At 57.6% G+C, this 12388-nt stretch carries 11 protein-coding genes and 1 tRNA gene; 1 reads left to right on the top strand and 11 read right to left on the bottom strand.

Annotation, left to right across the window (positions count from 1 at the left end; genetic code table 11):
• Positions 1 to 18: 18 nt before the first annotated feature.
• From IDH41_RS09370 to IDH41_RS09325, 10 genes are all read right to left on the bottom strand, one after another.
• Entirely contained in the window at positions 19 to 870 is an 852-nt protein-coding gene (locus IDH41_RS09370; RefSeq protein WP_223829596.1) for a carbohydrate ABC transporter permease, read from the bottom strand.
• Positions 871 to 883: 13 nt separating this feature from the next.
• Complete coding sequence (locus IDH41_RS09365) at positions 884 to 1756, bottom strand: carbohydrate ABC transporter permease (protein WP_190860356.1); 873 nt, start codon at positions 1754 to 1756, stop codon at positions 884 to 886.
• Between the two features lie 15 nt (positions 1757 to 1771).
• Entirely contained in the window at positions 1772 to 2773 is a 1002-nt protein-coding gene (locus IDH41_RS09360; RefSeq protein ID WP_190860354.1) for a LacI family DNA-binding transcriptional regulator, read from the bottom strand.
• A gap of 762 nt (positions 2774 to 3535) precedes the next feature.
• On the bottom strand, positions 3536 to 4723 hold the full coding sequence (locus tag IDH41_RS09355) for an MFS transporter (RefSeq protein WP_190860352.1): 1188 nt from the start codon (positions 4721 to 4723) through the stop codon (positions 3536 to 3538).
• 660 nt (positions 4724 to 5383) lie between these two features.
• Positions 5384 to 6304, bottom strand: a complete 921-nt coding sequence (locus tag IDH41_RS09350) for an aldo/keto reductase (RefSeq protein ID WP_190860350.1) — start codon at positions 6302 to 6304, stop codon at positions 5384 to 5386.
• Positions 6305 to 6432: 128 nt separating this feature from the next.
• Positions 6433 to 7431, bottom strand: a complete 999-nt coding sequence (locus tag IDH41_RS09345; protein WP_190860348.1) for a DUF3231 family protein — start codon at positions 7429 to 7431, stop codon at positions 6433 to 6435.
• A gap of 161 nt (positions 7432 to 7592) precedes the next feature.
• Positions 7593 to 8084 carry a hypothetical protein gene (locus IDH41_RS09340; protein WP_190860346.1) on the bottom strand — a complete coding sequence of 164 codons (492 nt, stop codon included), beginning with the start codon at positions 8082 to 8084 and terminating at the stop codon, positions 7593 to 7595.
• Positions 8074 to 8556, bottom strand: a complete 483-nt coding sequence (locus tag IDH41_RS09335) for a hypothetical protein (protein ID WP_190860345.1) — start codon at positions 8554 to 8556, stop codon at positions 8074 to 8076. The genes IDH41_RS09340 and IDH41_RS09335 overlap by 11 nt, the downstream gene beginning before the upstream one ends.
• Before the next feature lie 132 nt (positions 8557 to 8688).
• Positions 8689 to 9600, bottom strand: coding sequence for an NADP-dependent oxidoreductase (locus tag IDH41_RS09330; RefSeq protein WP_190860602.1), 912 nt, complete (start codon positions 9598 to 9600; stop codon positions 8689 to 8691).
• Position 9601: 1 nt separating this feature from the next.
• Positions 9602 to 11038: an MFS transporter gene (locus tag IDH41_RS09325; RefSeq protein WP_190860343.1), complete on the bottom strand. Its 1437-nt coding sequence runs from the start codon at positions 11036 to 11038 to the stop codon at positions 9602 to 9604.
• A gap of 222 nt (positions 11039 to 11260) precedes the next feature.
• Between IDH41_RS09325 and IDH41_RS09320 the strand changes: the two genes are divergently transcribed.
• Positions 11261 to 11334: transfer RNA gene (locus IDH41_RS09320), tRNA-Pro, on the top strand.
• Between the two features lie 60 nt (positions 11335 to 11394).
• On the opposite strand, the gene IDH41_RS09315 is transcribed toward IDH41_RS09320, so the two are convergent.
• A complete protein-coding gene (locus tag IDH41_RS09315; protein ID WP_190860341.1) occupies positions 11395 to 12336 on the bottom strand; it encodes a Gmad2 immunoglobulin-like domain-containing protein in 942 nt (313 codons plus the stop codon).
• Positions 12337 to 12388: the final 52 nt, after the last annotated feature.

Raw genomic sequence — 12388 nt, 5'->3', positions numbered from 1 at the left:
TTTCAATGGAGTTCGGCCTCAGCCCTTCACGGCGCCTGCGGCGACGCCGCTAATGATCCGCTTGGACATGATCGAGAAGAAAATAAGAATCGGCACGACCGATATGACGATGCCGACGTACTGCGCGCCGAAATCGGAAGAAAACTGCGACTTCACGCTGGCGATCATAACGGGAAGCGTCTGCAAGTCGTTGTCGAACAAAATGATCATCGGCGTCAAAAAGTCGTTCCACTTCCCGATGAACGAGAAGATGCCGAGCGTCGCGAGGCCCGGGGCCATCAGCGGCAGGATAAGCTTGTGAAAGATGCTCAGCTCCCCGTAGCCGTCGATCCTCCCCGATTCGATAATTTCGTTGGGCACGGAGGAATCCGCGATTTGCTTCATCAGGAAGATGCCGAACGCGTCTCTGATCCCGGTCAGAATGAGCGGCCAATACGTATTGAGCATATTGAGCGCGTTCATCAGCTTATAAAAGCCGATAATGCCGAGCTGCCCCGGAATCATCATCGTGCCGAGCACGAACAGGAACAAGCCGCCGCGGTACTTGAAGTTGTACTTCGAGAAGCCGTAGCCCGCCAGCGCGGCGAAGTACAGATTAAGGCAAGTAAACGCTACCGTTATGAAAATCGTATTTGCGAAGCCGCGCCAGATGTTGACCGTCTCGATGAGCCGGTTGTAGTTCTCCATGAATTGGTCGCCCGGCCAGAACAGCAGGCTGCGGGCAATATCGGAATTCGCGTGCGTCGACGTAATGAACATGCTGTAGAACGGCACGAGACAGGTTATCGCAATCAGGATGAGAAACAGGTACATGACGGTTTTGGCGACGATCGGTCCAAGGCGCATCGGCTCTCTGGTTGCTTCGTTCATGTCGATAGGCCTCCTAATCTTTCAGCCTGGAAGCTCTCGCCGTAATGAGCGTAAAGAACATTACTACAATGAAGATGGCGTAGGCGATTGCGGATCCGTAGCTGTAATCAAAGTTTTTGAAAGCTGTTTCATAGAGGTACATAACCATCGTCCGCGTCGCGTTATCCGGCCCGTTGCCGAGCATGAGCGGCGCGTCGAACAGCTGCAGCCCGCCGATGACCGACGTAATGAAGGTGAACAGGAACACCGGTCTCAGCATCGGCAGCGTGATCCACCATGCCGTCTGCAGCTTGGAGGCGCCGTCGACCTCCGCGGCCTCGTACACCTCGCTCGGGATGGACTGAAGCCCCGCGATGAACACGATCAGGTTGAAGCCGAAGTATTGCCAGCAGATGACGAGGCCTACGATCGCCCTCGACCACCAAGGGCTGTTGAACCAGTTGACCGGCTCCGAAACCCATCCGAATTCCAGCAGCAGCTTGTTGACGCTGCCGGTCTGCCAGTCGAACATAAGGCTGAACATGACGCCGAGCGTGATCGGGGTGATGATATGCGGGAAGTAATAGACCGCCCGGAAAAAGTGCTTCCCCCTCACGAACTTCTCGTTCAGGATGAGCGCCAGCACCAGCGCGAGAATAAGCTGGGGGACGATCGAGATGATCCAGATGATGAGCGTGTTCAGGATCGCCTGGTAGAAGAACGTATCCTGCACGATTCTGGCGTAGTTGTCCCACCCGATGAAGATCGGGTCGCTGAACCCGTCCCACTTCGTAAGGCTCAAGTAGAACGTGTAGAGAATCGGGATAAGGCCGAATACCGCGAATCCGATAAAAAACGGAGCGATAAAAAAGTAGCCGTAATGCGATTTGTTAATTTTACTGTTCATGTCACACAACCCTTTTCAGAGAAGTTTTCCGCAGGAATCGCGAATGATGAGCTGCGGCTTCAGCAGGTGGCTCCTCGCCTCCTCTTCTTCGCCGGCAATTTTCCGGAAGAGCCCTTCGGCCGCCATTTTCCCGATCTCGCGGAACGGCTGCCGCACGGTGGTGAGCGAAGGATACACCCAGCTCGATACCGTTACGTCGTCGAAGCCGACGATCGACATGTCTTTGGGAACGTATCTGCCTGATTCCTGGATTCGCCGGAGCGCCCCGATCGCGGTTTCGTCGCTCGACGCGACGACCGCCGTCACCTCGGACTTGTCGAGAATGCTCCCGATCGAAGCATAGCCGCCCTGATTCGTCCAATCCGATTCGACGACCCATTCCGGATTGTACTCGAGGCCGAGCGCCTCGAGCGTCTGCTTGTATCCCTTGAACCGGTATTTGCTGGCCGAAACGGTCTCGGGACCGGAAATATAGGCGATTTTGCGGTGCCCGATGTCATGCAGGTAATGAACGACGTCCGCGATGCCGGCGGCGTTGTCGACGTCCACCGAGAAAATCCCGTCAAGCTCGCCGTGGTCCCCGATCAGGGCGATCGGATAATCGGCCTCCCGGATCTTCAGCAGATCTTTCTCGCTCCGCTTCCGGAAGCTGACCATGATGATGCCGTCTACTTGCCCTTCGTACAGCAGGTTCAAGAACGAAATTTCATTGTCGTAATTGGACGTCCAGCTAAGGAAGATGCAATTGTAGCCGTTCTTGCCGGCAATCTCTTCGATTCCTTTAATAATGCCGGAATAGAAAATGTTCGAAATATCGTCGATGACGATGCCGATCGTGTACGTTTTATCCATCACGAGCCTGCGCGCGTTCGCGTTGCGGTGGAAGTTGAGCTCCTTGATCGCCTTCTCCAGCGCCTCCTGCGTCGCCTTCTTTACCTGCTGGCCGTTTAAATACCGGGATACCGTGCTTTTAGAAGTTTTGGCTAATTTTGCGACATCATGTATCGTTGGACCCATTTTGAACCACTGCCTTTCCGAAATTGGATGATATTGTTCCCTATTATAAACGATTATCATTCAATTGTGGGAACGTTCCCAAAAATGAAACGGACAACTTGCGCCAACATTAGCTCTAGTACTCTTGCACGATTGCAAGCTTTGCCATCCAATTTTGGGAACGTTCCCAGTTTTGCTCTAAAAAGAAAAGCCTTCTCGAGCTTGAACGGTGCCGACGACTTGTTTCAGTGATTTTGGGAACGTTCCCAGATTACCGAAAAAATAAAAGCCTCGTTTCAGCAGTAAGCGATTTCAGCTTTTGTGACACTAATATAACGCCTTCATATCGGAATGTCAACATGAAAATCAAATGAAAATTCCCCTCATTCAAGGCGGCGGTTACCGGCTGACAGCACCGTTTACATAAATTATCAGCGGTGGCAAACGTTATTTATATGAGCGATACCCGATTGTACTTCCTTTATTTATTGAATAAGCAGGTGTCTCGCGTGGTAACCGCAGCTCTCTGCGCAAGCATTTTTCTGTCCGCAGCCTCTATTTTTCCCTATGGCTATGCGCCAGACGCGAATCTTGGTTTGAAATCGTCGTTTATGCTTTGTTTGCGCATATGGTGCTGACCATTCTGTTCGGGATGGCGTTGACCAACTATAAATGGTTTTGGAATCAAGGTGCGGGGCATCCGGGGCAAAGCGTAGTGGAGCGGCAATAACGGGCTGCCGAGGCAGCCCGTTCGATTCATTCTTATTTATTCCGCGCGCCGCTTCATCCGATCGTCCGGATTTTGCGGGAAGCGGCGCCGAACCAAACGAGGAACGCCAAGCACATCGCGGCAATAAAGCCGTACCCGCCGAACACGTCGTAGCGGGAGGCGAGCCAGCCGAAGCCGAGCCCGCTCGCAATATGCACCAGATTGAGGCCGAGCGATTGGAAGGAATCGATCGTCGCCCTGGCCCGGGAATCGATGCGATGGTGCAGATAGCCGGTGACGAGCGGCTCCATCACGCCGGAGAACAAGCAGACGAGCATCAAGGCCGCCAGGCCGAAGTAGCTCTCGCTGAAGGCGGCGACGGCAAAGCCGACGACGAACAGGGCGGTGATCATGCCGATCAGCGTCCGGTAACGGAAACGGCCAAGCAGCGCATGGGCCAGCAGGCTGCCGGGAAGCCGCAGCAGCATAAGCCCCGCGGATAGCACCCCGAAATAGGCGACGGGCAGCTCCAGCCGGTTCACGTACAGCTGCCAAAACTCGTCGACGAAGCCGATAGCCGTGCCGGTTACCATGCCCGAAGCTACGACAAGGCTGACGCCTGGATTGTCGCGGAAGAAGCGCAGCGATTCCGTCACGTAGCGTTTCAGCGGAATCGGCTCCTCCTCCTCGGCGTCGCCGCCGGCCGCGGGCGGATCGGCCAACAGGAACGACAGGAGCAGAGCGGCCGCCGCGCTCGCGAGCGACAGCCAGTAGTTCAGCTCGAGGCCGAATCGGTTCGCGAGCAAGCTTCCGCACAATGCGGCAAGCATGGCGGACGCAAAGTCGCAGGCGTTCAGGCCGCCGAGCTGTTTTTCGAACGAAGCGGCCTTCCCCTGCAGCAGCAAGGAATCGTAGAGCAGCGCGTTCTCCGCGCCGCTGCTTGCCGACCGGGCGATGCCCGCCAGGAAGACGACGAGCCCGAAATGCCAGAACTCCGTGGCGAAAATCAGGATCAAAAACTCGCAGCAGCCGAGCACGGCGCTGAGGACGAGCATATTTTTGCGGCTCCATCGATCGGCCAGCATGCCCGTCGGCACTTCCAGCAGGACGATCGTCACGGCGTAAATAATCTCCGTATAGATGACCATCTGGATGGTCATTCCCCGCTCCTCCCAATACAGCCTCTCGATAACGTAGGCCGGGATGAGGCTGGAGAAAAAACGAAACAAATAGAGGATCCGCAAATTCATGGCGTAGTTCATAGGGAGCTCCCTTCCGTAATCTGATTGGGCGTGTCAGGCTCAATCCGTTATGGAGGGGCTCGGGGCTGCCTTGCGGCTTACGATCAGCAGGGCGGGCGAATGAGTGAAATCATGCTCGGGTCTCCTTATCGGGTAAGATTCGTTACCATCATCATACGTCCGCGGGGTACGGCGAGTCAACGCGGGGAGTCGCCGATGAACAGGAGCTCGTATTCCACTTTTTCCGGGACGCCGTAGCCTCTGTCATGATTGCAGTCGGTTAGAGCGTATAACATGCCGCTGACGATGCCGTGCGGTCCCGTTCGTTGGACGACCGTCCGCAGCTTGCCGTACGGACGTGCCGAAGCCGTCCCTTAACGGACAGGGAGGCCCTTATTTCGATGAAACGTGGGCCTTTTCATTTTTAACGGACAGGAGGGGCGCTATTGGCTCCTCATCCCTCCATTTATACCCCAATGGAGCAAAATAAGGACGCTCATGTCCGTTACATTTCCGAAGAGGCCACTTTCGGTTAAATAACGGCTGTGAGGTCCGTAAGGAAGCGAGATGGCGATCCGACGGTCGCAGCCGTACTCCAAGAGACTGGAATCGGGGCCGATCGTACGCAAAAAAACCTGACCGAAAGCGGTCAGGTTCAGGTTCCGTCTCCCCATCCTATTGTTACGACAGCGCATCCTGAGGATGCGACGACTCGACAAGCTCGACCGCCTTCGCGTTGGCCGCCACCTGCTCCGGATCCTTGCACCCCGGAATGACCGCCGTCACCGCGGGATGCTTCAAGCACCAGGCAAGCGCCCAGGCTGCCATATCGACGCCCTGCGGCACTTCCTCGCGCCGGATGAGCTCGGCCTCCTGCAGCTTGAGCAGCGTGCTTTGCGGATCGTGCCGGTGACGCACGTCCGTGCTGCCGAACACCGCGCCCGGCTTATACTTGCCGCTCAAGTAGCCGCTGGCCAGCGGCACGCGGGCAAGCACGCCGAGATCCTGCCGCTCGCAGGACGGGAATACCCGCTCCTCCGGCGCACGGTCGAGCCGGTTATACACGACCTGAATGACGCGGGAATTAACCTTCGAGGAAGCTTCCGTCTGATGCAGGTTGTCGTTGCTACCGATCGACGTGCCGAGGAAGCGGATTTTTCCCGCCTGCACCTGCTTGTCCAGCGCCGTCCACAGCTCGTCGTTGTCGAATGCCATATCCGGACCGGAATGGAATTGGTACAAATCGATATAGTCCGTCTTCAGCGCCCGAAGCGACGCTTCCAGCTGTTCGACGACGCCGCCGGCGTCGAAGGCGTCCGTGCGGGTGAACCGCTCGTGAAAATGATGACCGAACTTCGTCGCGATGACCCAATCCTCGCGCCTGCGCCGGCCGATATAATCGCCGATGAGCGATTCCGAGAGATGATCGCCATAGCATTCCGCGGTATCGATGAGATTGATGCCGAGCTCATGCCCTTTGTCGAGAATGGCATCCGCCTCCTCCTGCGCATACTCCCTGCCCCATTCTCCTCCGAACTGCCAAGTTCCGATGCCGACGACCGACACCTTTAACCCCGTACTGCCGAGTCTCCTGAACTTCACGAATCGACGCTCCTTTCAAAGTGGGCTGCGCTTGCCCTTCCATTATACGCCATCCGCGCGGACGCCCGAAAGCGTCCCCGGACATGAAGCGATCGAAACGCGAACCGCTCGAATCCGGCATTGCAGGCTTACACGTCCATGCGCGGCGGCTCCTCCATCCATCCTTTTTCCATCATGATCGTCGCGGCCTCTCTCGCGTATTCGAATACGTCCTTCGCCTGCTTCGCCGATACGGCGACGACGTCGTTGCGCAGATTGAACGCCGTGCTGAAGCCCTGTCCGCCGAGACTGAAGCTGCCGAGCAAATAAACGCAGTACAGCATCAGCTTGTCGGAGAAAGGGGCTTCCGTCGAGCCCGTGACCGTGCCTCCCGGCGTGGCGGGCGGCTGAATATCGTTTTGGAGCAGGATGTCCCCGATATCTTTAAGGATCTCTTTCGAGAGCGCCTTTCCTTTGGCAAAATAGTTCCTTACCGCTTCGTCCTTCGCGCACTGGGCGAAGCCGGACATTAACTGCATGCCCGTAATATTGGTTTCGAAGCCGTGATACAACAATCCGAACTCGACCGTATTGAGCGGCCGCTTATGGCCGAAGAGACCCGTTCCCTTCATATACTGTTTGTCCGTAATATAGTCGGTCGACTGCGGCATGGACACGTAGGTTGGCCGGGGGAGCAGCGCTTTGTCGGAGAGGAATTGCGTAAAATGGTTATAGTAGGTCTGGGTAATATCCGTGAGCTGCTTGTACAAAAGCACGATATCTTCCCGGTAGGAGATCGTCAGGTGAAGGACGTACATGCCCATGCTGATCTCCTTTAATATCCGGCAAAACATAATATCGAAGCCGTTCTCGAACAACGCCGGCGCGCCGATGCTGCAGTCCTCCTTCGTAAAACCGTCGGGAACCGCCGCCCCTTCGTTTTCGAGCATTACCTTCATCTCGGTTACTTTGGCGTCAAGCTGCTTCCACAAGCCCGACATAAGCTCCTTCGCCTTCTTGTCATCCGCTTTCGCGATAAAATACTCCAGCATCCGCAAAATCATCGTTTTCTTGTGATACGTCATCCATAAGGCCCCGAGCTCCGTCGAGCTCATTTTGGCCGGTGAAGCCGTACGCGCGATCGTCATGGCCATCCTTCCTCCTCGCTGGCTGAATCAGCCGTTTCATCGTGAATAAAGGTTAGTATTCGGATCTTCAAATATTTTATTAGAAACTGCCGGTTTATTCCTCGAATACAAGAAACAGCCCCGCGCAAGGCGCGCATGCTGGCGGCCTACCATGACGGCTGTCACCGGACGGGACTGCGAAGATGCTTATAAATAAGGCGATACACCGCGATAAGCAGCAGACTGGAGACCGGATACGTCGGCACGGAATAGAGCAGCTTCCATCCGGTAAACGTGAGCACTTTATTCAGGATGCAAATCCACTCGTACAGAACGGCAAAGCCGGTCCAGGCGAGAATATACAGGAATAGCTTCATCCCCCTGAGCTGCCATTTGTGATACCCGTATAGGAACCACATCGACGAGACGGAATACTGCGTCATGTGAACGAAGACTGCCGAAGGCTCGTACGTCTCGTTGTCCGAGAAATAATACAACTGGAACGGACTGCCCACGAGAAAAAAATCGATCGTTTCCACGTAGACGAGGCTGAAGAGCCAAATGATGCAGGTCAGGACGGGATGAAAGTAACGCCGGATCGGAAGGAAGGCGAGGACGCTGCCGATCGAGGTAAAGAGCATGAACCATTCGTTCCAATCCCATTTAAAATTCATTTCGTTTAACCTCGCGTATTAATTTTCGGCCGAACGTTCGACGGCATAAAACGGTAAGTCCGAGCGCAACGAGCCAAAATGCCGCGGTCAGCCAACCGTCCCAGCCCTTATGCTCGAGAATTCCCACCCAGTCCGCCAGCCACTCCAATCCGGTTAACAGGCCGGCGCAGCAGGCGAGAACGGCCGCTTTCCGTCCGATGGTACCGCTTGCCGCATAGTAAGGCAGTACGCCGACGACGATGAGCGGCTGCATGACGGTCCGGTTCATAAAATGCGCCAAGGCCGGACCGAGCGCCTCGTTGATAACGATCAGCTTGAAATTGATATGCAGAAAAGCGTAGTAATTCTGGATCAGAAGCGAGCCGAACAGCCAATACGTCAAAATCTCCAGGGCGTGGAGCCGTTTGCCCGGCCATGCAAAAAAGGCGAGTACGCATGCAATATTTACGATCAAATAGCAAACCAAGATCATCGGCCGATCACCTGCGTGACATTATTTCGTTGCTTCCCCGCAGTTATTCCCCATTTTGCCGGCATCTATAATAGGCTCGCACCCGGACTTTACGCAAAATGAAAACCGGCCGCGTCGCCGCGGCCGGCCCGTTCATTCGATCGTGAGCACGATTTTGCCCCGGCCGTGACCGGTCTCGATTTCCCTGTGGGCTTCGGCGGCCTGCTCGAGCGGGTACGTCTTTCTGACGTGTACGCGAAGCTTGCCTTTCACGTACAGATCGACCAGCTCGCTTAACCGGGCCGCGCTGCGCTTGCTGGAAATCCAGCGGACGCCGAGCTCTTTGTACCGATCGAAGGCATATATCGTCCCGATGCGGTCCTTGTCCTCCACCAGCTCCACGGCGACCGCAAGGCCAAGGCCTCCCGCGGCGTCGAGCGCAGCGTCCACGCCTCTCGGCGCGAGCACCCTGATCCGGTCGGCCAGACCTTCCTCGTATGTGACCGGAACGGCGCCGAGCGACCGCAAATAGTCGTGGTTCTCCTCTCGCCCCGTCGCGATAACAGCCGCTCCGCGTTCTCTGGCCACCTGTACGGCGACGGTGCCGACTCCCCCGGCAGCGCCGTTTATCAGGACGGTATCGCCCGGGCCGACGCGGAGCTCTTCCATGGCGGTATGCGCCGTCTGGCCGGCGCCGGATAAGCCGCCGGCGATTTCCCACGGCATACCCGGCGGCTTGGCGGCCAGCTGCGCGGCGGAAACGACGACGTATTCGGCGTAGCAGCCGAGCGACCGGAAGCCGAGCACCTCGTCGCCTGCCGCGAACCCCTCTACGCCGTCGCCGAGGCGGTCTATGACGCCGGCGAATTCGTTGCCGACGATAAGCGGCAGCGACGGCGACAGGCCGGGCGGGCTCCAGCCCGAGCGCGCCGCGCAATCGACCGGCTGCACGCCGGCGGCCCTTACCCGGACGCGAACCTCGCCGGGCCCCGGCTCGGGAGCGTCGAATTCGGTTAACCGCAGCATCTCGGGCCCGCCGAATGCGGCAATTGCCGCCGCCTTCATTTTACCGATGGTTTCCTTCATATCTATTCATCCTTTCCGTTGCTTTGGAATGGGCCGGGCTCGACGCCCCGCTTTCGCGCATTCTGCGCCCGCCCCGGCCGAATTGAACATAAAACAGAGCCAAAATAACGACGTGCACGGCTGCAAGAGCCAAGTAGAGATTGCTGAACACGAACGCCTCCGGGGTCTCTTGAACCGGATTCCATGAGGCTCCCGAGCCCCGGTCGATCAGCTTGCCGTACACCGACGCGGATACGGCGCCGGCCATGAAGTTCAGCATGGCCATCAGGCCCATGCCTACCCCGACCTGCTCCTGCGACATCGTCCGCGACACGGAATGGTTCAAGGCGATGAGCATGAACGATTGTCCGACGTTGCCGAAGATGAGGAAGCCGGCGATCCAGGCGGGCGCCGCCCCGGCGAACGAGGACATGAGCAGGAAGCAGGCGAGCAGCAGAGCGGATGCCGCGAAGAAGAGAAACGGGCTCCCTTTCGAATCGGCCAGCCTGCCGCCCTTGCGTCCGAGCAGCGCGCTCGCGGCGGCCGCCGGAACCATGACGTAGCCGATCCAGGCCGAATCGAGGCGGTTCACCTCCGCGAGCAGCTGCGGACTTAGGAACGGCAGCGCGTAGCCGACGCCGGTCGTCAGGAAAGCGAGCGCCAGTCCTAGCGCGTAGCCCTTGCTGCCGAACAGGGCAGGCTTCACGAAAGGCTCCTTCGCCGAGCGGATTCTTAGCGCGAACAGCCCGAACGCCGCCGCGCAGCCCGCCGCGGACGGCCACGAATCGTACGTGATCGCCAGCAGCAGCAGCGCGACCGCGCCGGCCAGCAGTGTGCCGCCGAGCCAATCCATCCTGCCGGGCTTCCCGCGTTCGTCCTTTAAATAGCGGCGGAAATACGGTAACACGAGCAGCGTGAGCATCGGCATAAGGAACAGCCAGCGCCAATGCAGGAAGCCGACGGCCAAGGCCGCGACGCCCGGCCCGATCGCCGCTCCAATCGCAAGCCCCGTCATCGTAATGCCGAGCGCGCGCCCCCTCTTCTCCTGCGGGTAGTAGCGCACCGGTATGATCGAGGCCGATGCCGGGATCACCGCGGCGCCCGCCGCTTGCAGAATCCGGCCGGCGAGCAGCGCCCCGTAGGAGTCGGCCGTGAGGCCGATCAAGGATCCGAAGGCGAAAAAGAAAATGCCGAACGTCATCACGTTTTTGAGCTTGAAGCGGTCGGCCAGCTTCCCGTAAATGACGGTTCCGATCGCGTATACGAGCAGAAAGCCGGAAGATACCCAGCTGGCTTGCGACAAGGTGAGCCGGAACTCCGCGGCGATCTCCGGCAGCACGATATTGAACATCGTCGCGCTCATGACGGTAATGACGAGCGTGACGGCCAGGACGCGAATTAATCGGTCTCCGTTTTGCGATTGCGTTTCCGTATGCATAAGCTTTTCCCCCTTTTTGCGGCGGATAGGCAAGCCGCGAGAGCCGGGATGACGGCTTGCCGGCCCGTGGGATCATTTTATAATGATTATTAAATAAACAAAAATATATGTTAAGTCATATCCTATATATACCCGGGTATATGAGAGCGCGGCCAAGTCTTTACAATTTCCCAATCCGTCCATTATAATTAGGGCTACAGCCATCATCGCAATTGTAAATGTCGGGGTATGGCGCAGTCTGGTAGCGCGCACCCTTGGGGTGGGTGAGGCCGTGGGTTCGAATCCCGCTACTCCGATACGACACAACAAACAACCATCCTTGCTCGCGGGCGAGGATGGTTGTTTGGCGTTTCTATCTAGGACTCGGCCTTATATTGGATCAGCTCCTCGGGCGCTTTAAGCGGAATGACGAGCTGATGCTCCACGCTGCCGTCCTTGGCGCTGTGAACGAACAAAATGAACATGATATTGGACTGCGATGCGTTCTCGTAGTTGACGTCGAATTTAAATTTCCCCCATGCGGGCGCGCCGCCGTCCGCCATTTCATGCCCTTCCGCCAGCACGTTATGCCCGTCCTCCAGCGTCCAGCTGAACGCGGCCTCGAATACGCGGGCTTCGCCCTCGACCGTGATGGTCGGGCCGGACTCGCTGCCGGGCTGAGGAGCGAATACGCGGAACGCCTCGTTCTCCGCCACGGGGACCGGCAATATCTCGCCCGTCTTGGAATCAACCCGCACGCGGATCGGCTGATCGATCATTTCGTATTCCGCGAGCTCGACGTCCCAATAGCCGTTGTCCGTATCCAGCTCGACGGTCTTCACCGCCCTTGCGAGGACCGCCCCGTTCCGCGTCTCCAATGCGGCCGCTATCGCTTCCGTCCGGCCGATTCCGTCTTCCGGCGCATCCGGCGTATCCGCGTGCAGGACGATCTTGGCGGCGTCGGTCTGCATCGGATACGATTCCGCCACCGGGCCGGCATTCCAGACGTCGACCTGCGCGCCGAGCGGTATTTGGTCCGGCGCGATACGCCGGCCGCCGCTATCCGTCATTGCCGTCTTGTCGCTGATCGCGAACGAATAGGCATCGATATAGGCGTTGCCGTCTCTCTCTTTGTACGACGTAATGAACCAGCGGCTTTCGTCCTTCCGGATCAAATACCCCTTGTCGATCGCTTGAACCGGCTCCGTCTCTTCCTCCTCCGGCGGCTTCGTCGAACCGTTGCTTCCCAGCCCGCATGCCGTCAGCAGGGATGCGATGCAGAGCAGGGCGAGAAAGATGATCCTTTTCCGTTTCCCCATCCTTATCAACTCCTTTGAAGGGTAGACGCTGCGCGGGGCGCAAAGGTTTCAG

The organism is Paenibacillus arenilitoris, from assembly GCF_014705655.1.
GTDB lineage: Bacteria > Bacillota > Bacilli > Paenibacillales > Paenibacillaceae > Pristimantibacillus > Pristimantibacillus arenilitoris.
The sequence above is the reverse complement of the archived record's forward strand: the minus strand, read 5'-3'. Positions and strand labels throughout refer to the sequence as shown.

Bases quoted from the DNA above. Each gene is read 5' to 3' on its own strand.
- IDH41_RS09360 (WP_190860354.1), bottom strand. From the start codon at position 2,773: ATGGGTCCAACGATACATGATGTCGCAAAATTAGCCAAAACTTCTAAA.
- IDH41_RS09315 (WP_190860341.1), bottom strand. From the start codon at position 12,336: ATGGGGAAACGGAAAAGGATCATCTTTCTCGCCCTGCTCTGCATCGCA.
- IDH41_RS09330 (WP_190860602.1), bottom strand. From the start codon at position 9,600: ATGAAGGCGGCGGCAATTGCCGCATTCGGCGGGCCCGAGATGCTGCGG.
- IDH41_RS09335 (WP_190860345.1), bottom strand. From the start codon at position 8,556: ATGATCTTGGTTTGCTATTTGATCGTAAATATTGCATGCGTACTCGCC.
- IDH41_RS09345 (WP_190860348.1), bottom strand. From the start codon at position 7,431: ATGACGATCGCGCGTACGGCTTCACCGGCCAAAATGAGCTCGACGGAG.
- IDH41_RS09370 (WP_223829596.1), bottom strand. From the start codon at position 870: ATGAACGAAGCAACCAGAGAGCCGATGCGCCTTGGACCGATCGTCGCC.
- IDH41_RS09340 (WP_190860346.1), bottom strand. From the start codon at position 8,084: ATGAATTTTAAATGGGATTGGAACGAATGGTTCATGCTCTTTACCTCG.
- IDH41_RS09325 (WP_190860343.1), bottom strand. From the start codon at position 11,038: ATGCATACGGAAACGCAATCGCAAAACGGAGACCGATTAATTCGCGTC.
- IDH41_RS09365 (WP_190860356.1), bottom strand. From the start codon at position 1,756: ATGAACAGTAAAATTAACAAATCGCATTACGGCTACTTTTTTATCGCT.
- IDH41_RS09355 (WP_190860352.1), bottom strand. From the start codon at position 4,723: ATGAACTACGCCATGAATTTGCGGATCCTCTATTTGTTTCGTTTTTTC.